Source organism: Aeromonas sp. ASNIH2, assembly GCF_002934795.1.
In the GTDB taxonomy this organism is placed as follows: Bacteria; Pseudomonadota; Gammaproteobacteria; order Enterobacterales; family Aeromonadaceae; genus Aeromonas; species Aeromonas caviae.
Genome location: NZ_CP026406.1, coordinates 1042189 through 1062130 on the forward strand (window position 1 = coordinate 1042189; position 19942 = coordinate 1062130).

Sequence of the window (19942 nt, forward strand, 5' to 3'; positions counted from 1 at the left end):
ATAAATATGAAAAGTGCTGTTTCGCATTGTATTTTAGCCAATCAAACCAATACCCAACGAAACACACTGTAACTTAATGTAACCATTTGCTGTTTTTTCTATTTTAGTCTACCGATTAAAAAGGCCTCCAACAAGGGAGGCCTCAAATAAATATTATATTTTAAAGGCCGGGCAATATTCAGCCCTTTTGGGAACGCTTCACCGCATCAATAAAGATCGATTTCGCCTTGGTCGAACCGGCCCGCTCCGCCTCGCTGACCAGTTGCATCGCCTTGTCGATATCACCGGCTTTCACCGCTTTTTCGATCTGGGATTGATAGAAGGCCTCGGTTTCGCTCAGCATGGGGGCACTGCTCTTGACTGCGCCGGCGGTCGCCAGGGGCACGACAAGCTTGTTTGGTGCCGTGTTGACTACCGGGGTGTTGGCATCAATCACATCCTGATAGACAGGCTTGTAATAGTTGCTCTCGGTTTTGACACCACTCAAGTCCTCCACAGAGAGGCTGACCACGCCCCAGGGGGAGTGCGGAATGACGGGGTCTTTTTCACCATAATCAACCACCCCCAGCGACTTGGTCATCAGCTTGGAAGGGCTAAGGATGGTGGTTGTTTTGTCCAGACCGCTCTGGTCTGTGTAGATCACCATGTAACTTTCGTTATTGGGGTTACCAACATAGGAGCGATCCACGGTAAACACGGCTTCCATGCGATCCCCTTGCAGCATGCGTGCAGGCTCGTACTTGAACACGTCGCTGCCCAACTTGCGGGTCACATTGAATTTGGAATCCAGCATCAAGACGGTCGGGTTGAACAGCGATTTGTCGATCAAGCCATCAACCGTGATGCGCAGGTCACCGGAGTTGACCGGCAACCGGAAGGCGGCAAAGTGGCTTTTCCCTTCGCTGAAAGCGTAAACGGGGGAGCTGTCATCAATGGGGATAAGCTTAGTTGCGCCCGGTTGTATGTCCTGGAACGGCAGACTGGAGACATCGCGACAGCAGCTGCCAACCGTAGCCAATTGGCTCATCGCAACGTCGCGATTTCCCATGATGGACTTGAACTCCTGAGTCGGCGCTACCGTCGTTTCCAACGTGGCGCACCCACCCAGCACAACAGAACAGAATACAGTCAAGGCTAATCTGGAATATCTCATCGCGTGACCCTAAGAAACGTGTTGTAAAAAAAGAGCCCCCGTCATGCGGGGGCACTTGCAGTCATGACGTCAACAGATTACCACCAAGCTTCAGCTTGAACACCGAAGTTCCAGGAGTCGTCCTGCTTCACGCCATTGTCATCCGGGCGGAACTGGCCGTCAGAATCCAGGTAGGAAGCATATACGCGGATTTCCGGGCGGGCCCAGAAGCTGGAGCCAGCGGACCAGGCCTGAGCCAGGGTGTATTTCTTACCGATGGTGCTGGTTTCGGTGCCATTGTTCGGCTTGTAGCTGTCATGGTGATAGCCAAGCTCGGCGATGGTCTTCATGGTGTCATTCCACTTGTACATCGGGCGAACGACAACGGAGAAGGTGTCTTTGTCAGCGCTGTCATTGTCAATATCACTGGCAGTACCGTAAACCAGCTGATGACCGAACTCGACCTTATCGCCAACGGGCAGCACGCCCCAGTTGATGAAGCGCCAGCCATCGCCCTTGGCGGCAGATTGGCTCAGGCCGCTGCCAGAACCGCTACCGTAGTCAACAGCCTGAGCGGCATAACCGTCGGCGAAATACTGAACCACGGTCTTGTTGAAGCCACCCAGCATGGATTGGGTCAGCTCGGCGGTCAGCATGTGGCCGTTTTTCTCGTAATCTTTGCTGCCCAGAGCCGCTTTCTGCTCATCGGTCAGGTTACCGCGGGCGTAGTCATATCCCAGCTCCAGGGAGCCGTCTTTCCACAGCGGGATACCGGCATAACGCAGGTCCAGTACGTCCGTATCAACACGCTTGTCGACACCAACACCACCTACAAACTGATCGTAATCATCCCACGGGTCGTTACGCAGCCATGCAAAAGAGAGCTTGCCCGGACCAGCCTGGATATTTTCTACACCAGCACCGGCACCAGACACATCCCAGTAGTAGAAGTCGGAGATGTGGATGTCGTGACGTTGATAGTAACGCTTACCGGCCCACAGAGTGGCTTCCGGCGCGAAGCCCAGCACGCCTTTGGCCTGGACGTTGAATTGGCGCAGGGCAAAGTCGGCATCACTACCGCTAGTGCTTTCCCAGTCGCGACCTTGCTGACCAGAAACCATTGCAAACATGGAGTCTACGTAGAAAGACTTGCCGTCCTTGTTGTAAGCCTCTTGACCTAGCTGGACTTCGCCGTAGGTCTCGGCTTCATTGCCCAGACGACCGACTTTCGCCTTGGAATAGGTTTGCAGGCTGCCGTTATCGGAAGTACCGACACCGGAACGCATGTAGCCGTGGAAATCAACGGCGAAGGCGGCTTGGGAAGCCAGGGCTGCGGTTACTGCTGCAGCGATCGGGAGCCACTTTGCTTTCATTTTCATTTTCCTTATTCCCGCTGAGAGGAGTGTGATCCTGATATTCAAGTTCTTATCACCGGAAAAACGTTTTGGTGATAACCGAGGTCGATTATAGGTACCCAAATTCCCTGCAAACATGAGCTGATTCACAAAACGATGACAAATCGCACGCCACCGACAGCCACAACCACAAAATGTCAATTAATTTTCATTTTTTGGCACCAACCACCCAAGATAAGCACAAAAAAGAAAAACAATAACCAAAGAAAGCGCTTTCAAATATTAATTTGCAACGAGAGTTAAGTGATAAATCCGTGTCGCAGTAGCAAAAACATGACTGAAATCGCTTTCAATGCGGAACTTTTAATTTTTCAATTTGTCGTGGGTGATGATGAATATGGCCAACCGGTTATCATCATTGGCGAGAAAAATAACCGGACGAAAGTGAGGATATATTTGGGGGCTGAGGCGTGACGCCCCAAAAATAAAACACCCCCGTCAGCACACTCACGGAGGTGAATTTATTCTCGGGGAGAAGGGTCTGGCTACAGTCTACTTTCCCAGGTTTTCAACCAGGCCAGCGCTGCCACTTCAGGCTCATCTTCTACCGTCGCATCGATTTCCAGGCGCACAACCAGTGGCTCGGCAGCCAGCTCCTGCAACAGGGCATCCAGCGTTCGCCCCGCTCCGCAGAAGTGTTCATAGCTGCTGTCTCCCATGGCGATGAGGGCATAGCGCCATCCCTTCATATAAGGAGCACGATCGGCCAGGGCACTGGCAAAGGGCTGCAAATTGGGCGGTATATCCCCCTGCCCCGTGGTGGCGGTCACGATGAGCAGAAAGCGGGAGGCATCGATGTCGGTCAGCGCCGCGTCATCGAAGATCTGGCAGACATGGCCATTGGCTTGCAGGTGGTCACAGAGGGTCTCGGCCACCAGCATGGCAGAGCCGTAGACGGTGCCGACCAGGATATCGATCTCGGCCATCAGCGACTCCTCAGGGACAAACATTGGGCCCGGCAAGACCGGGATGGGTAGGAAGAGCCCCCCTGTACAGGCGGGGGGCACGCGATTGCGCAGGCGATATCTCGTTGAGCCATAAGTCATTCCTCTGACGTACCTAGGCTACAGCATGCCACAGCCCGGTCAGAGGCAACAGATGGAAAGAGGCTCAGGCGCCGTAGTCTTGCTCGCTGGCAGGCCAGCCCAGACGGGCGAACAGACCCAGCACCTCGGGGCCCAGGGGCGCCTGGATCCGCATCGGCACCTTGAGCACCGGATGCTCGAAGCTCAGACGGTGCGCGATCAACAGCAGGCGGTCGCACCCGTAATGCTCGCGAAAGAAGCGGTTGTGCCGGCCATCCCCGTGGGTGGTATCACCAACGATGGGGTGGAACAGGTGATCCAGATGGCGGCGCAGCTGGTGCTTGCGCCCCGTCTTGGGAAAGAGGCGGACCAGGCTGTAGCGACTGGTGGGATGCTTCTTGGAGACGGCGAAGGGCAACTCGACCTGATGCAGACGACGAAACGCGGTCACCGCCTCCTGGGCGGGGCGATCCGGGTCGCTGAAGGCATCGGCAATCTTGTCCAGCTGCTCCTTGAGCGGATAGTCGATGAGCCCCTCTTCGGGGGCCCATCCCCGCACCAGTGCCAGGTACTCCTTGTGGACCTGACGGGCAGCAAAGGCCTCGGTCAGGGTGCGGGCCACGGCAGGATCGAGAGCAAACAGCAGCACACCCGAAGTGGGCCTGTCCAGTCGGTGCACGGGGTAGACATGACGACCCCCGATCAGATCCCGGGTCATCTGCATGGCGAAACGGGTCTCGGCCTTGTCGAGCCAACTGCGGTGCACCAGGAGACCGGACGGTTTGTTCACCGCCACCAGCCAGTCATCCTGATAGAGCAGAGTCAGCTGCAAGGCATCCGCTATCCGGGTCTGCTCGTCCATCATTGTTCGACCACTTTGCCGGAGAGCAGCAGATCGAAACGGGCGATCAGACGAAGCAGGGCCTCGACCTCCGCCAGCTCCTCTTTATAGACCTCACTCGCCATGGGATAAAGGGAGACGCTGGTCGGCAGCGGAGCCTGCTGCACCACTAGCTGCTCCATGCGCGGGATCAGCACGAACTGCAGCCATTGATCGAAACTCAGGGTATCGACACAGAACGGCAGCTCGCTTGCCAGCGCCTCGCTCCCCGGATGGTCGGCTTGCCAGCGTTCCAGACGTTGCAACTCGGCAGTCAGCTCTCCCAGCAGACCGGCAACCAGCAGATATTGATTCATCTCGCTCACTTCCTCATCGCGGGCCCGGTCTGCGACGGGGCCCCACTCAATACGGCCATCAAAAAGGGGCGCTACTATACACCGACCCCGCAATGGCTGCCATGTTGCCGTCACCTTCATACCCTGCATCACCGCCTCTGGCTATCTGGTGCAGCCCCCTTATAATCGCCCGCATTATCTTCAAGCGGGATCTCTTCATGTCTTCCATCAACACCCTGACCGAGTTTCTGACCCAGGCCGATACCCAGTTCCAGCTGTTCGATCTGGGCCGCCAGGTGCGCCCGCTCCCCAGCGACCTCTTCGTGCGCATCGAGCAGCAGCAGGAGCCCTACCCCTGGCCGTTGCAGCAACACGCCTGGCTCGGCGTGCACTTCTTCCAGCCGACCGAATCCAGGCACTACCTCTGGTTCCTCAAGTTCGCCCTTGATGAACGCGGCCTGCTCATCTCCAGCGGCCCCAAGCATTTCATGGATCAGGTGGTAGAGACTCTGGGCTACAAGCTCACCGGTGAACTGGACGAAGAGAAGGCCCAGCGTCTGGCGGACAACCCCTATACCTTCCGCCCGGCCGAGGCCAAGATGGCCAGTGTGCACGCCAAGCTGGCCCGCCAGCTGGAACAAGCCCCTTCCGCTTACTACGAGGCCCTCTGCCACTATCTGGCGGCGCCGGGGGAAGAGGGGTGGCAGGCCCTGGGACTGCAAGGGTTTGCAGATCTCGCGGAGCGGCTGCAGGTTGAACGCAACCTGGCACTGGTCTGCAAGGCCTTGCCCGTGCTGCCGCAGGCCCCCCTTTACGCCCTGTGCCAAAGCCTGGAGAACGCCCCCCTGCCCCCTGCCCTGCAAGGCGCATTGCTGGAGCGCATCGGCAAGGAGCAGGAGTGCGCCGAGCCTGCCCCCGAAACCCTGGCCTATCTGTGCCGGGCACTGGCCTCCTGCCCGGGCAACGGACTGCGCACCAACAAGCTGCTGACCCTGCTGCAAACCCGGCCAAGCCCCTCCCTGCTCCTCGCCATCGCTGGCCGCCTCTGGCCCGATCTGAAACACCCCGAACTGCTCGGCCTGTTTCTGGAGCAGCTCGCCCTGCAACCCACCCAGTTCTTCAACCAGGTATTTGCCGAGCTCGTCACGCTACCGGCCCTGCGCAATGATATGCTGGCAAAACTGCGTGACCCCGAACGCAGCGAGGCCCTGGGTCTGGCCATCGGTCGCCTGTTCGCTGCCACCTAGGCCCGACACAACGGCCCTGTTGCCTGAGGTGAACAGGGCCCCACACACATCACAGAAGGAACCCGCTGATGGGAGAAATGCTTGGGATCTTGCTGCTCGGCCTCGTTGGCTGGGCCTTCTGGCAACAGCGCCGCCAGGCGGAGCTGGCCTGGCAATACATGCGCCGCTACTGCCAGCACCACGACCTGCAACTGCTGTCGCTGGCGCGGACACACCGTGCCCTGGGGCACAAGCCCCTGCGCCTGCTCACCTACTACCAGTTCGAGTTCTCCAGCGACGGTGAGAGCCATTATCAGGGGCAGCTCTGCATGCAGGGGCTGCATGTCGCCGGTGTCGAGCTGCCACCCCATCGTCTCCCCTCCTAGATTTGAGAGCACGGGGGCTGGCTATACTCTTCCACAGCCCCCTTCCAAGGAGTACCGACATGGAATTGCTCACCCATGACATGGCCGCCCTGTTTGCCCAGCTGGGGCTGGCCAGTGACGACATCAGCCAGCAGCGTTTTATCCGCGACCATCCCATCGATCGCCATACCCAGTTGCCCGACGCGCCGTTCTGGACGCCTTCCCAGGCAGGCTTTCTGCGCGATGCCCTCAGCCACGACGCCGACTGGGCGGAAGCCATCGACCAGCTGGATGTGATGCTGCGCCAGGGGACCTGATCCCCGCACTCCCGGCGGCCAGCGTTGGGTAGACGCGGAGCCGCCAATCCCCTCCCTCTCGCTACCCACGCCCTTCGCTCCGCTTTCCTGATGGACAGGCTTTGATTAAGCTCTGTGCCACTATCCACCCGCAGCAAGACGGCCGTGCAGGAGCCAAGATGTCAGCCCAAGAGATCATCCAGATAGCCAACGAACTCAGTGCCAGGGGGATCACCCCCTCTACCGCCATGGTCAAGGCCCGCCTCAGCCATCCCGTGCCCATGGCCGAGCTGCTCAAGGTGTTGAGCCAGTGGAAGCAGCAACCCCAGCCCGCGTCGACAGCGCCCGCCCCCGCCAGTGCCCCCGAGGCATCCCCCTTGGCCACGGAAAGCGTCACTCTTCAGCAACTGAGCGAACAGCTCGCCCGGCTGGAGCAGAAGGTCGATCGCCTCACCGATCTGCTGCTCAACCAGAAGCCGGATTGACCCATCGCCATGTATATCCTCGAACTCACCTTTGAGTGCTACCGCGATACCTCCCTCGGGGAGGCCGAACGGGCCATCGTCCACTACCTCGACATGCTGCGCTATCAGGGTCAGATCCTGGGGCGGGAGTTTCCCACCAGCATGCACGAAGGCTATTTCGTCAGTCGGGTGGTCTGCCCGGAGCAGGACAGCCTGCACCCTGACAACCAGAGCGAGCTGGTCGCCCTTGCCGAGCAAGGTCTGCACCAGGCGGGCCTGCTCGCCCCCAAACTCCACCTGCAAGGGGCGGATCTGCTCTCGGACAGCACGGACCCGTGCGCAGAGCAGGGGGAGCGTCCCAGCTGGATGCTGCTCTACACCAGCTTCCTGCACAGTTGCTCTCCCCTGCGCTGCGGCGACCACTTCGTTCCCATCCCGCTCTATCGGCTGCCCGCCGTCGCCAACGGTGACCACAAGCAGATCATCAAGTGGCAGGAAGATTGGGAAGCCTGCGATCAGTTGCAGATGAACGGCTCCATCGCCGAACACGCCGCCCTGCACGAAATCGGCGAGGTGGGCAGCCGCCTTCATCGCCGGGGCAGCGATCTCGCCAGACGGCTGGAGGTCCTGAGCGGCATCCCCACCTATTACTATCTCTACCGGGTCGGTGGCCTGAGCGCTGCCGAAGAGCGGGCTCGCCCCTGCCCTGGCTGTGGTGGCCCATGGGCGCTGGCCGCCCCCCTGCACGAGATCTTCGACTTCAGGTGCGAGCCTTGCAGGCTGGTCTCCAACCTCTCCTGGGACTTCAAGGAGTAGGTGCCCACCGCGCACAATGGCGCATTAAAAAGAGAGGGCCTTGCCAGGTGGCAAGGCCCTCTCTTTTGGGGCATCACTGGGGCAAGGTTTCCAGTCGTGCCAGAAAGGCCGGCAACGAGGGGGCCAGCGTCAGGCGCCGCCCGGAGTCCAGCCACTCCAGCCACACCTGGCCGCTCTCGTTATCGAGGGACACCAGCGTCATCTCGTTGCGGGTCGTGGCAATGAAGAGTGAGGGGGATCGCTTCAACTTGCGCAGCATCAGCAGGTGGCCGATGAGGTTCTCCTTGAGCAGATCCAGATCGGCATCGTTCCACGGCAGGATGAGTTCGATGCGCAACCCCTTGAAAGAGCAGGACAGAGGGCGGCTGAACCAGTGGCCAAACAGGGCGATGGCGCTAGGATGCAGGGTCAGCTCCAGGGCGTTCGCCATGGCCGTGAAGTCGGCTGCCTGCTCCCGCTGGAACGGACGCCAGGCGACCCGCCCCTCCCTGGGTTCATCCAGCTCGCAAGGAGAGCGCCAGTCGGCCTCCCAGTCACACAGGGGCAGCCCCCGCCTTCCTTCGCCATCGCGCTGCCAGCGTAAAAAGAACTGCTCCAGGGCAGACAGGACTTGATCCGACATCGATATTCCCCACAATAGCGGCCTCTGATGGCCGCAAGTACCTGATCGAAAAATCGGGCCATTGCACCATCAAACCCCTTATCAGACAAGCGTGAGCAAACCAGCATGAGCAAACAAGAGAGATACGCCGGCGCCAGTGCGCTGCAAGGCCTGAGCCTGGGGCAGCAGTCAGCCTACATCAGCCAGTACACCCCGAGTCTGCTGCAGCCCGTGCCACGCAGCCTGAACCGCGACGATCTTGGCCTGAGAGGTGAACTGCCGTTCCAGGGGTGCGACGTCTGGACCCTGTATGAACTCTCCTGGCTCAATGCCAAAGGCAAGCCCGTGGTTGCCATCGGAGAGGTCTTTGTGCCGGCTACCAGCCCGAATCTCATCGAGTCCAAGTCGTTCAAGCTTTACCTGAACTCCTTCAACCAGACTCGCTGCGACTCCCTGGAGGCAGTGCAAGCGCTGCTGGTTCAGGACCTGAGTGGCTGCGCTGGTGCCCCGGTGAGCGTCACCCTCTTCACCCTCGACCAGGCCCCCCACCAGATAGCCCAGCTGCCCGGTGAGTGCATCGACAGCCTGGATATCGAGGTGGACGGCTACGAGTTTGACGAAACCCTGCTGCAAGGGGCCGCCGGTCGCGAGATCGTGGAGGAGACCCTGCACAGCCACCTGCTCAAGTCCAACTGCCTGGTGACCAGCCAGCCGGACTGGGGATCCGTGGTGATCCACTATCGCGGCCCGCGTCTCGACCGGGAGAAGCTGTTGCGCTACCTCATCTCGTTCCGCCAGCACAACGAGTTCCACGAGCAGTGCATCGAGCGCATCTTTACCGATCTCAAGCACTTCTGCGCCCCGGAACAACTGACCGTCCATGCCCGTTACACCCGCCGCGGCGGCCTGGACATCAACCCCTTCCGCAGCGACTGGGAGCCGGTTCCGGCGAACCTGCGCCTCATTCGCCAGTAATCACCAGCGCCGCCATCCTGCGGGCTGCGGCCGGCTGCGCATCACCTCAGTAAACTCTGGACGGGCGGGGGTGGGCTTGGATAACATGCCTGCACCTCCGTGCCGTTCTTAATCCAATGAATCAACTGTTTTTTCTGGCAATGATGATGTCCTCCCTGTCGGCTCCTGATCTGGATCTGGCCAAGGAGCAGTTGTCCATCGACCTGCAGCAGGCCCAGACCCTGGTGCTGACCGATCCCGCCAGATGTGCCCAGATTGCCACCTCCTTCCTCGAACGCACGGCCAACAATCCCAAGCAGATCATCAGCAACCGTCAGGAGTACGGCTATCGCGAGCCGATGCTGAACTACGGTACCGCCACCCAGACCACGGGCGCCTATCTGCTCAAGGGGGAGTGTCTGCAGCAGCTAGGGCAGTTCGCCCCGGCACAGGAGTCCTTTGAGCAGGGCATCGCCATGGCCGAGAAAGAGCAGCAGTTCGAGCTGCAGGCCCATGGGCTCTATCTGCTGGTCCGAAGCCGCAACCTGCAACAGCATACCCATGGCGCCGCGGCCCCCCTGCTCGACAAACTCGACAAACTGCTGGCCAATCCCGACCTCAAGGAGAGCCAGTTGCAGGTCTACAGCCGCCTGCTGCGCGTCAACGCCAGCATAGAGGAGCGGCAATTCGATCTCGCCAAGCAGCAGCTGGCCGAGACCCGCAAATGGGCGGATCACGCCAAACAGCCTCTGGCCAGGGCCTGGACCAGCGCCGTGGGCGGGGATCTCTATCAGGCTCTGGGTCAGCCCCAGCTTGCACTGGGGGAGTACATCGAAGCACAACAGCAAGCCAAGCCCCTGCAGGATCCCCTCTTCCTCGGCCTGCTCTCGAACCAGATGGTCAGCCTCTATCAGGAAGAGCAGGAGCCACAAAAAGCGCTGCAATACGCCAGTGAGGCGGCCAACTATTTTCATGCCCTCGGCAATCCTTCCATGCTGAGCGACGCCCTGATCGTGCTCGCCCGCCTCAACCGGGATCAGGGCGAGATGAACATGGCGCTGGTCTATTTCTTCAATGCCCTCGACCTGCTGGACGAGAGCAGCAACCGCACCCGCATCGCCCACCTCAAGTTCGAGATAGGCAAGACCTACCTGCAGACCGGCAACCTCAACCTGGCGCGAAACTATCTGAACGCCGCACGCCAGTCCCATGAGCTGGGGGATGACAAGGAGTCGCTCATCGACACCCTGCTGTTGCTGGGAGAGCTGCACCTCAAGCAGCAGGAGGCGGGCATCGCCATCCTGCAGTTGGAGAACGCCCTCACCCTGGCTAACCGGATTGGGGACATCCGGCGCCAATTCGAGATCTTCCGCCTGCTCTCCGTCGCCTATGAGCAGAAGGGTTACCTCCAGCAGGCCCTGGAGAGCTACAAGAATTACCACCAGCGCAGCGAACTGGTTCGCCAGCAGCAGCTGGCGCTGGAGCAGGAGGCGGTGCGCGACAACTACGCCCAAGTGGAGCGAGTGCAACAGGTCAAGGAGCTGGAGCAGCAACTCGACGTCAGCCAGCACCAGCAGGAGCGATACCTCTGGACCAGCGTCAGCACCGGGCTGCTGCTGGCACTCTTCATCTATCTGTTCTTCACCCTCTGGCTGAAACTGCGGGTCGCGCGCCTTCATGCCAAACAGCTGGGAGAGGCCCTGCTGGTAGAGCCGCGCAGCGGCTTGGCCAACTGGCAGCGACTGATGAGCCGCTGGCCGCGGGAGATGGCCAAGCGCCAGCAGAAATCCGAGCGCTGGTACCTGAGCGAACGCCCCACCAGCGAATTTGACGACAAGCTGCACTACCTGCTGTTCCGGGTTCCCTTCCTGAGCAACAGCCTGGAGCAGCATGGGTATCAGGTCAGCCGCGAGATAGAGCAGGCCTTCGGCCGCTACGTCAACGAACTGACCCCGCAGGATGGCCGCATCTACGACCTGCGCGAAGGCCACCTGCTCTATGTGGTGCCCCAGCGTCACGTGGCCCAGTTGCATCAGCTGGCCCAGACCCTGCTCGACACCCTGGCAGCCTTCCCCTGCGAGCACCCGCTGGACAGGCGCATCAGCCTCGGCATCGTCAGTCATCCCTTCCTGCCCAAGGCGGCCATGGCCCTCGATCACCACGGCCTGTTCGATCTCTGCTACCTGGCCCTCTCGGGTGCCATTCAGCTCAGCGAAAAATGCCAGCAGAGCGTCTGGCTTGAGCTGGCCGCCATCGATTGCCAGCAGGCCGCATTTTTTAACGGAGATGTGTGGCAATGCTGCTTGATGGCAATTGACAAGGGACTGGTAAAAGTAAATTCTTCTCATGAAAAGCAATGGGTTAACTGGCTTGCGCTTTCACGGATGAAGGTTGCGGACAATCCTTGACAAAAAGGTACTCAACGGGGTCTTTGATTGGCTTTCTGTTGCTGGACGAAACAAAAACGATAATGACAACAGGGCGACCTGAAGAATGAATGATATGGCTGCCGTAACAGGACAACTGGCAAGACTCAGGGAATCCCTCCAGCAGAAACAGCAGGAGCTTGACGGCATGGCGAGCTTCTCCGATGCCGAACGCACCCGCAGTATCCAGTTCATCGGCAAGTTGATGCAAGCCTGTCGCGGCCACGATCGCGAGCTCGACAACCGGCTCGCCAAGCTCAAGCAGAAACTTGAAGGCAACCCTCCGCTCACCTCCATCGATGCCGATCTGATCGCCATCGAGAAGCTGTTGCAGCAGCACAGCCACACCATGGAAGAGTCCATCAGCCTGACCCGGGCAGCCATCGATCTCGGCAGCAAACAGCTCAAAGCCATCAAGGGGTTTCCGGAAGATACCCGCCGCGCCCTCAAGGAGTTTCTCGCCAGCCCGGAGAGTTACGGCATCGGCGATCACCAGAAGAAGGTGATCCGGCTGCTGGAGTTCTACCAGCAGGCGATCAAGATCCAGCTGCTGCCGCGCAAGCCGCTGATCCCCCCTTCGGCGGAGATCCCCACCGAGCTCTCCAGCCCGGCCCCTACCGACTCCTTTGACATCAAGGCACATGCCCAGATTTCAGACGAGTTGCAGCGTCTCATCACCGAGCTCGACTTTGCCGGCGCCGTGGGCGAGAGCCTCGCAGACATCCGCCGCCAGTTGCTCGGGGGCATCACCCCTGCCCTGCTGGCCGAAGTCTGCCTGCAGATCATCGAACTCATCATCGAGGGTACCCGGGAAGAGCGCAAAGCCTCCCAGGCGTTTCTCAGCACCCTGAACGAGAGTCTCTCCTCGGTCCATTACAGCTTTACCGAATCCCTGGATGAAGGGCGGGCGCTGCAAAATGCCGCCCATCTCAGCGGACAGGCGCTGGAGCGGGAACTCGCCGCCATCGATCGCGCCATGGCAGCCCATGACTCGCCACAGATACTCAGGGGCGCCATTTCTGGGCATCTGGACACCATCCGCCGGCTGCAGCAGGAGCGGGAGGAGATGGCCAACCGCGAGCGCCACCTGCTCACCCACCTCTCCAACATGGAAGCCAAGCTCAGGTTGATGAAGGACGAGACCGCCGAGTACAAGAAGCGGCTCAGCATCCAGAAACACAAGCTCTTCCTCGACAGCCTGACCCAGGTACACAACCGGGCGGCCCTGGACGAGCGGCTCGAGCTCGAATACAAACGCTGGTTACGCTATGGCACCCCCCTGTGCCTGGCCATCATCGACATCGACCACTTCAAGCACATCAATGACAATTACGGCCACATGGCCGGCGACAAGGCATTGAAGGTGGTTGCCAAGGCCCTGCAGAACGCCTTGCGCGACACCGACTTCATCGCCCGCTTTGGCGGTGAGGAGTTCGTGGTCCTGCTGCCGAACATCAATCCGGACAAGTACCAGAAGCCGCTGGAGAACCTGCGTCAGACCATCAAGAGCATCCCGTTCCGCTTTCGCGATGCCAGGGTCGAGATCACCATCTCCATCGGTGCCACCCTGTTTCGGACCGGCGACCATACCACGGATGCGTTCGAGCGCGCCGACAAGGCGCTTTACAGTTCCAAGCACTCCGGCCGGGATCAGGTCAATCTCGCCTGAATCCGCTTTGAGGGGCGGCTAAAAAAGCGGCAAACGCACAGTCCCCCTATTCCCCTGCCCACCCCCTTGCCTCTACTATCGAACCCGAGGGATGCCAAAGCATCCCGTTTTCTCCCCAGGGAAAGCACAACGATAACAAGCGAGTGAAAGGGGAAATTATGATTACACACATCAATCCCGTGGGCAGCATGGACCTGCTGTCCCAGCTCGAGGTGGATCGCCTCAAGCAGACGGCCTCCAGCGATATCTATCAACTGTTTCGCAACTGCTCGCTGGCGGTCCTCAACTCCGGCAGCCATACCGACAGTTCCAAAGAGATACTGGAACGTTTCAAATCCTTCGATATTCACGTGATCCGGCGCGAGCGCGGGGTCAAGCTCGAGCTGTTCAACGCCCCCGAGCACGCCTTCGTCGACGGCGAGATCATCCGCGGCATCCAGGAGCACCTGTTCTCCGTGCTGCGGGACATTCTCTATGTGTCGACCCAGCTCGAGTCCAATCGTCTGGTCAACCTGACCAGCTCCACCCATATCTCCAATGTGGTGTTCGCCATCCTGCGCAACGCCAAGGCGATCCTGTCCGGCGCCGATCCCAACCTGGTGGTCTGCTGGGGCGGCCACTCCATCAACGAGGTGGAATACCAGTACACCCGGGCGGTGGGTAGCGAGCTGGGTCTGCGCGAGCTCAACATCTGTACCGGCTGCGGTCCGGGTGCCATGGAGGGCCCCATGAAGGGGGCCGCCGTCGGCCACGCCAAGCAGCGGGTGCGCAACGGCCGTTACATCGGTCTCACCGAGCCTTCCATCATCGCCGCCGAACCGCCGAACCCCATCGTCAACGAGCTGGTGATCCTGCCGGACATCGAGAAGCGGCTGGAAGCCTTCGTGCGTCTGGGTCACGGCATCATCATCTTCCCGGGCGGGGTCGGCACTGCCGAGGAGCTGCTCTACCTGCTCGGCATCATGATGCACCCGGCCAACGATCGCCAACCCATCCCCATCGTGCTGACCGGCCCGAAAGAGAGCGCCGACTACTTCCGCGCCATCGACGACTTCGTCAAGGCGACCCTGGGGGAAGCCGCCACCAGTCTCTACCGGATCATCATCGGCGATGCGCCCGAGGTGGCCCGCGTGATGAAGGAGGCGATGCCGAAGATCCGCGAATACCGCAAGTCGGTGGGAGATGCCTACTCCTTCAACTGGTCCCTGCGGATCGAGCCCGAGTTCCAGCTGCCGTTCGAGCCGGATCACGCCAGCATGGCCAGCCTGGATCTGCATCGCAACCAGCCACCCCAGCTGCTGGCAGCCAACCTGCGCCGCGCCTTCTCAGGCATCGTCGCAGGCAACGTCAAGGAAGGGGGCATCAGGGCCATCGAGAAGAAGGGTCCCTTCAAGCTGCACGGCGACAAGGAGCTGATGCACCTGATGGACAGATTGCTGGAAAGCTTCGTCAAGCAGCAGCGCATGAAGCTGCCGGGCAGCCAGTACGTTCCCTGCTACGAGATAGTCAAATAGTCGGGACATCACAATGCACCGCACCGGAGGGGCCCATGGGCCCCTCTTTCATTGACTGGTCTTCTACGGGGTTAGCAGGAGACGCCACCATTGTTACAATGGCAATCCCCGACGCCCGGAGTGCCCCATGCCACACCTGCTCATCATCGATGCCCTCAACCTCATCCGCCGACTGCACGCGGTGCAGAGCCAGCAGGGACTGACCCCGGCTCAGGCCCTGCTCGCCACCCGTGCCAACCTCATCAACACCTGCAAGAAGCTCCTGGCGGCCAGCAAGCCGACCCACGCCATCGCGGTCTTTGACGGTGAGGTCCACAGCTGGCGCAAGACGCTCTATCCCCCCTACAAGGAGGGCCGCACCCCCATGCCGGATGAGCTGAGGGAAGGGCTTGCCGACCTGCAGGACGCCTTCTGGGAGTGCGGTGTGGATGCCCTGCTCTCCCAGACCGACGAGGCGGACGATCTCATCGCCACCCTGGCAAGCGGCATTGCCCAGCACGGCGCCAGCGCCACCATCATCTCCACCGACAAGGGGTTCTGCCAGCTCATCTGCCCGCAGATCCGGGTGCGGGATTACTTCAACAAACGCTGGCTGGATGCCGCCTTCGTCCAGCAGCAGTACGGCGTTACACCGACCCAGCTTGTGGACTTCTGGGCCCTGACCGGTATCGGCGGCTCCAACATCAAGGGGGTGCCCGGCATCGGCCCCAAGACCGCCACCCAGTTGCTGCAGCAATACGGGGACCTGGCTGCCATGCTGGAGGCCTGTGAGCGGGAGGATGCCACCAGACCCCTGCTCAAGCTGCGCCAGCACCGGGAAGAGGCCCTGCTGGCCCAACGCCTGGTCCGGCTGCAGCACGATATCCCGCTCGGATTCAACCTGCGGGAGATCCGCTACCCTCCCATCCATGATGCCGGGGCGTGATCCCCAGCACACCATTTCCCAAGACAGGCCGTACCTGTTGACATAAATGGGTAAAATGTAAAGAAACATGGAGGATGTGGTGCAAAAATGGTATAAAGCCGACGAATCCTCCCCCTCTGTTCCCTAGAAGTGGATACGCCTCATGTCAAAAAGAAAGATTACCGTCATCCCGGGCGACGGCATCGGCCCCAGCATCATCGAATCCGCCATCCAGATCCTGACCCACGCGGGTTGTGACTTCGACTACGAATACGCAGACGCCGGTCTGGTAGCCCTGGAAAAACATGGCGAACTGCTGCCCCAGGCCACCCTCGACCTGATCGAGAAGAACAAGGTCAGCCTGAAAGGCCCGCTCACCACTCCGGTCGGCGGCGGCTTCACCTCCATCAACGTCTCCCTGCGCAAGAAGTTCAATCTCTACGCCAACGTGCGCCCCGTCCTCTCCTTCAAGGGCACCAAGAGCCGTTACGACAACATCGACATCATCACGGTGCGCGAGAACACCGAAGGCATGTACTCCGGTGCCGGCCAGAAGCGCAGCGATGACAACCAGAGCGCCGAGGCGATGAGCATCATCACCCGGGAAGGGGCCGAGCGCATCGTCACCTTCGCCTTCGAGCTGGCGCGCCAGGAAGGACGCAAGAAGGTCACCATCATCCACAAGGCCAACATCCTCAAGTCCACCTCCGGCCTGTTCCTGGAAGTGGCCCGTCAGGTCGCGGCCCGCTACCCGGACATCCAGAACGAGGAGATGATCGTCGACGCCGCCTGCATGAACCTGGTGATGTACCCGGAGCGCTTCGATGTGATGGTCACCACCAACCTGTTCGGCGACATTCTCTCGGATCTCTGTGCCGGTCTGGTGGGGGGGCTGGGCATGGCGCCGGGCGCCAACATCGGTGAAGGGGCCGCCATCTTCGAAGCGGTGCACGGCTCTGCGCCGGACATCGCCGGCAAGAACATCGCCAACCCCACCTCGGTGATCCTCGCCTCCATCCAGATGCTGGAGTATCTCGGCATGCAGGACAAGGCGGAGCGCATTCGCGAGGCCGTGCGGACGACCATCGAGTCCGGCGATCGGGTGACCCGTGACCTGGGGGGCACAGCGTCCACCAGCGAATTCACCCAGGCCATCATCGACCGTCTATAAATAGAATCCAACCATATGATTTTAAAAGGGAGCTTCGGCTCCCTTTGTTTTATGCCAACGCCTCCCTACCTCCCTCGCCAGATGAATACTATGTTGATATGAGGGATAAGGAGATCCACCATGCGTGCTACTTTCATCTTGCTGATTGTCAGCAGCAGTGCCACGGCATTAGACAGGCCAGTCGACAATGCCTGGTTGACGCCGCCTCCCCAGCACGAGGCGCCAGCCAAGCAGACCTGGCAATCCACTCTGGATACCAACGATCTGCTCAAACAGCCCAAGCCGCTCTCTCTGGGGGTGGATATCACCACCGACAGCAACGGCAATCGGCAGGTCACCCCCTATCAGAAGCTGAACCTCACGGCAGAGAAGAGCGTCAGCCTCTCCTTCGAAAAGCAAAAGCCCAGGATCAAGTTCAACGCTGGCGGCATCAACACCTCGGTCAAGCTTCGCGGGGATGGCGTCAAGATGCAGTTCAACCCCAGTGACAAGACCATTCCCCTGCAAATTGAGCTGAAGATCACCGACGACGAGTCCATGATGCGTCTGGACTACCGCTTCTGATGACCCAGACACAAAAAAACCGGACGTCGCCGTCCGGTTTTTTCATGCCCTGTTCCCGATGCTGCTTCAGGACTTGGGGGACAGCTTGGAGACCCAGAACTTGTTGTAAACGTGCACCGTGATCTCTTCGCGATCGTGATAGAGCTGTTTGGCCTGAATGATGAAACCGCCGTCGATGTCGGCCAGCAGTCCGCGCAGCACCTCGATGTTGTGCAGCGCCTCGGCGTAGCGCTTCTTCATCGGCAGCTTGAGGTTGAACATGGCTTCCTGACAGTCGTTCTCCCTGAACCAGTCGGCCACCATGTGGGTCACTCGCGCCGGTTTGTCCACCATGTCGCACACCAGCCAGTAGGTATTCTTCTTGCTCGGCCGCCACACGAAACCATCGTCACGGATGTGCTTCACCTGACCTGTGTCCATCAGGGATTGGGCCATCATGCCATTGTCCACCGCCGTCACCATCATGCCGCGACGCACCAGCTGATAGGTCCAGCCACCCGGGCAGGCGCCAAGATCCACGGCCTTCAGGCCGGAGCACAGGCGCAAGTCCCACTCTTCCTTCGGCACGAAGACGTAGAACGCCTCTTCCAGCTTGAGGCTGGAGCGGCTCGGGGCATCGGCCGGGAAGCGCAGGCGCGGGATCCCCATGTGGAAGGCGGAGTTGTTGAAGGAGTAGGAGTACCCCAGCATCAGGTGGTCATTGGCCAGGAAGAAGGCGTGGAACACGGGACGGTTCGGGGTCTCCTTCTTGGTCAGGATCTCGTTGCTGCGCAGCGCCTGGCGAAGCGGCACGGTGAACTTGCGGCAGAAGGCGGAGAGCTCCTTCGCCTCGTTGGTATCGGCCGTCTCCACCCGAAGATCACCGCAAATGGCGTAACCGCTCGCCGCCTCCAGGATGGGAGAGACCCGATCGCTTATTTCCAGATCTTTCAGCTCGTGGGTCACCACCAGCATCTGGCGAATGAAGATGAGCTCGCGGAACGGCAGCTTGCGCGCCAGCAGATCGGCCTGCTCCTCGTCATACAACTCGAAGATCACATAGCCGCTGTCGTCCTTGACCCGGGCAAAGCCGTAGCACTGCATGTTGCCGGCACGCTCGGTGATCTCTGCCGCCGCCTCTTTCTCAAAACCCGGGCGGCAATAAAGCAGCAGATTATTCATTCTTTCCTCCAAGACGACAGCCGGCCCACATCAGAGCCGCCCATCCCAACATAAAACAGAGGCCACCGGCCGGGGTGATGAGCCCCAGCCCCTTGCTGCCAAGCAGCACCATGGCGTAAATACTGCCGGAGAATCCCAGGATCCCCAGCACAAAGACGGCGCCCGTGAAGGTGATCACCTTGCCGCGCACGCCGCACAACCCCAGCACCAGCAGGGCCAGGGCGTGGAAAAACTGGTATTGCACGGCGGTGTTGAACGCCGCCAGCAACGAAGGAGCAATGCCGGTCGCCGCCAGCCCGTGAGCGCCGTAGGCCCCGAGCATGGTGGCCGTCAGGCCGAAGAAGCCCGCCAGCACCAGCCAATGTCGTTGGATCTGCATCTTCTCTCCTTGCACGCTTCTTCTCTCGACCCGCTCGAGATGGTCAGGAGCGGCCCACCGCCGCGATAAAACCCTTGATCCGCTCCGCGGCCAGTCGCAGGTTCTCCTGCTCGCTCATGCCGCTCGCCTTTCTCGGTTTGAAACCATGATCCCCGTCGGTCAGCCAGTGGACCGATACGGCGGGTGAGAAGGGGAAATCGGCCAGCTCGGCGCGAGAACCGAAGGTATCACGCTCCCCCTGCAGCAGCAGCGTGGGCGTCGTGATCAGCTTGAGCACCTCGCCCCGCCATGCGTCGGGCTTGGCCGGGGGGTGGAAAGGATACCCGAGAACGATCAATCCTGCAGCATCCATCTCGTCGTCCCCCTCGCAAAACAGCTCGGCCGCCATCCTCCCCCCCATGGACTTGCCCGCCAGAAACAGCCGGGGATGGGCAAACTGACGCACCATCTCGCGCCAGTGAGCCAGCAGCACGGGTTGTCTGTCCGGCGGCCTGCGTTTGCCGTCCTGAGCCCGTTTGATCATATAGGGGAAGTTGAAGCGCACCACCTCGATATCCGGCCCCGCCAGCAGTCGCGACAACTCGGCCAGGAAGCCGTGCTCCATGCCCGCCCCCGCGCCGTGGGCCAGCAGAATGCGAACGGGGGCGTCACTCGCCCCCTCTCTTGTCGGGTCAGTCACCAGGT

Annotated in this window: 22 protein-coding genes; 13 read left to right on the top strand and 9 right to left on the bottom strand. The window is 60.4% G+C overall.

The features are described from left to right. Positions 1 to 178: 178 nt before the first annotated feature. Together C3F36_RS04740 and C3F36_RS04745 are read right to left on the bottom strand one after the other, a co-directional pair. Positions 179 to 1048, bottom strand: coding sequence for a MalM family protein (locus C3F36_RS04740; RefSeq protein ID WP_233759714.1), 870 nt, complete (start codon positions 1046 to 1048; stop codon positions 179 to 181). A gap of 182 nt (positions 1049 to 1230) precedes the next feature. Beyond that, positions 1231 to 2505, bottom strand: a complete 1275-nt coding sequence (locus C3F36_RS04745) for a maltoporin (RefSeq protein WP_103244426.1) — start codon at positions 2503 to 2505, stop codon at positions 1231 to 1233. A gap of 315 nt (positions 2506 to 2820) precedes the next feature. Here C3F36_RS04745 and C3F36_RS23225 point away from each other — a divergent pair, with 315 nt between their 5' ends. Beyond that, a complete protein-coding gene (locus tag C3F36_RS23225) occupies positions 2821 to 2961 on the top strand; it encodes a hypothetical protein (protein ID WP_158654935.1) in 141 nt (46 codons plus the stop codon). A 71-nt stretch (positions 2962 to 3032) separates the two neighbouring features. Here C3F36_RS23225 and C3F36_RS04750 read toward each other — a convergent pair whose 3' ends face one another. From C3F36_RS04750 to C3F36_RS04760, 3 genes are all read right to left on the bottom strand, one after another. Then, positions 3033 to 3473 (bottom strand): flavodoxin, encoded by a 441-nt coding sequence (locus tag C3F36_RS04750; RefSeq protein WP_104454585.1) that lies wholly within the window; start codon positions 3471 to 3473, stop codon positions 3033 to 3035. Between the two features lie 184 nt (positions 3474 to 3657). Next, on the bottom strand, positions 3658 to 4434 hold the full coding sequence (gene truC, locus C3F36_RS04755) for a tRNA pseudouridine(65) synthase TruC (RefSeq protein WP_424930940.1): 777 nt from the start codon (positions 4432 to 4434) through the stop codon (positions 3658 to 3660). Beyond that, positions 4434 to 4769, bottom strand: coding sequence for a YqcC family protein (locus C3F36_RS04760; protein ID WP_041211288.1), 336 nt, complete (start codon positions 4767 to 4769; stop codon positions 4434 to 4436). The genes truC and C3F36_RS04760 overlap by 1 nt, the downstream gene beginning before the upstream one ends. A 197-nt stretch (positions 4770 to 4966) precedes the next feature. On the opposite strand from C3F36_RS04760, the gene C3F36_RS04765 reads away from it, so the two are divergent. From C3F36_RS04765 to C3F36_RS04785, 5 genes are all read left to right on the top strand, one after another. Then, the gene (locus tag C3F36_RS04765; RefSeq protein WP_104454587.1) at positions 4967 to 5995 is read left to right on the top strand and encodes a DUF3549 family protein; all 1029 of its coding nucleotides are present in this window, start codon (positions 4967 to 4969) and stop codon (positions 5993 to 5995) included. A gap of 68 nt (positions 5996 to 6063) precedes the next feature. Next, positions 6064 to 6360, top strand: a complete 297-nt coding sequence (locus C3F36_RS04770; protein ID WP_039039421.1) for a DUF3301 domain-containing protein — start codon at positions 6064 to 6066, stop codon at positions 6358 to 6360. A 59-nt stretch (positions 6361 to 6419) separates the two neighbouring features. Next, positions 6420 to 6656: a DUF2789 domain-containing protein gene (locus C3F36_RS04775; protein ID WP_039039420.1), complete on the top strand. Its 237-nt coding sequence runs from the start codon at positions 6420 to 6422 to the stop codon at positions 6654 to 6656. Positions 6657 to 6814: 158 nt separating this feature from the next. After that, positions 6815 to 7120 (top strand): DNA-binding protein, encoded by a 306-nt coding sequence (locus C3F36_RS04780; protein ID WP_052816317.1) that lies wholly within the window; start codon positions 6815 to 6817, stop codon positions 7118 to 7120. Positions 7121 to 7129: 9 nt separating this feature from the next. Continuing rightward, positions 7130 to 7915 carry a Zn-ribbon-containing protein gene (locus C3F36_RS04785; protein ID WP_104454588.1) on the top strand — a complete coding sequence of 262 codons (786 nt, stop codon included), beginning with the start codon at positions 7130 to 7132 and terminating at the stop codon, positions 7913 to 7915. Positions 7916 to 7988: 73 nt separating this feature from the next. On the opposite strand, the gene syd is transcribed toward C3F36_RS04785, so the two are convergent. After that, entirely contained in the window at positions 7989 to 8537 is a 549-nt protein-coding gene (gene syd, locus C3F36_RS04790; protein WP_069785577.1) for a SecY-interacting protein, read from the bottom strand. 105 nt (positions 8538 to 8642) lie between these two features. Between syd and queF the strand changes: the two genes are divergently transcribed. From queF to C3F36_RS04825, 7 genes are all read left to right on the top strand, one after another. Continuing rightward, the gene (gene queF / locus C3F36_RS04795) at positions 8643 to 9491 is read left to right on the top strand and encodes an NADPH-dependent 7-cyano-7-deazaguanine reductase QueF (protein ID WP_010673385.1); all 849 of its coding nucleotides are present in this window, start codon (positions 8643 to 8645) and stop codon (positions 9489 to 9491) included. A gap of 116 nt (positions 9492 to 9607) precedes the next feature. Further along, the gene (locus C3F36_RS04800; RefSeq protein ID WP_104454589.1) at positions 9608 to 11878 is read left to right on the top strand and encodes a hypothetical protein; all 2271 of its coding nucleotides are present in this window, start codon (positions 9608 to 9610) and stop codon (positions 11876 to 11878) included. 85 nt (positions 11879 to 11963) lie between these two features. Next, a complete protein-coding gene (locus tag C3F36_RS04805) occupies positions 11964 to 13565 on the top strand; it encodes a GGDEF domain-containing protein (protein ID WP_104454590.1) in 1602 nt (533 codons plus the stop codon). A 158-nt stretch (positions 13566 to 13723) separates the two neighbouring features. Further along, complete coding sequence (gene ppnN, locus C3F36_RS04810; RefSeq protein WP_104454591.1) at positions 13724 to 15079, top strand: nucleotide 5'-monophosphate nucleosidase PpnN; 1356 nt, start codon at positions 13724 to 13726, stop codon at positions 15077 to 15079. A gap of 127 nt (positions 15080 to 15206) precedes the next feature. Then, positions 15207 to 16004, top strand: coding sequence for a flap endonuclease Xni (xni, locus tag C3F36_RS04815; protein ID WP_104454592.1), 798 nt, complete (start codon positions 15207 to 15209; stop codon positions 16002 to 16004). 142 nt (positions 16005 to 16146) lie between these two features. Next, on the top strand, positions 16147 to 17154 hold the full coding sequence (locus tag C3F36_RS04820) for an isocitrate dehydrogenase (protein ID WP_049636264.1): 1008 nt from the start codon (positions 16147 to 16149) through the stop codon (positions 17152 to 17154). 120 nt (positions 17155 to 17274) lie between these two features. After that, positions 17275 to 17718: a hypothetical protein gene (locus C3F36_RS04825; RefSeq protein WP_041211281.1), complete on the top strand. Its 444-nt coding sequence runs from the start codon at positions 17275 to 17277 to the stop codon at positions 17716 to 17718. 66 nt (positions 17719 to 17784) lie between these two features. Here C3F36_RS04825 and rlmM read toward each other — a convergent pair whose 3' ends face one another. Genes rlmM through C3F36_RS04840 form a run of 3 tightly spaced genes read right to left on the bottom strand, consistent with a single transcriptional unit; the run spans position 17785 to position 19937 of the window. Next, positions 17785 to 18879, bottom strand: coding sequence for a 23S rRNA (cytidine(2498)-2'-O)-methyltransferase RlmM (gene rlmM, locus C3F36_RS04830; protein WP_104454593.1), 1095 nt, complete (start codon positions 18877 to 18879; stop codon positions 17785 to 17787). Continuing rightward, on the bottom strand, positions 18872 to 19258 hold the full coding sequence (locus C3F36_RS04835) for a DUF423 domain-containing protein (RefSeq protein ID WP_104454594.1): 387 nt from the start codon (positions 19256 to 19258) through the stop codon (positions 18872 to 18874). The genes rlmM and C3F36_RS04835 overlap by 8 nt, the downstream gene beginning before the upstream one ends. A gap of 43 nt (positions 19259 to 19301) precedes the next feature. After that, positions 19302 to 19937, bottom strand: coding sequence for an alpha/beta fold hydrolase (locus C3F36_RS04840; RefSeq protein WP_104454595.1), 636 nt, complete (start codon positions 19935 to 19937; stop codon positions 19302 to 19304). Between the last annotated feature and the right edge of the window lie 5 nt (positions 19938 to 19942).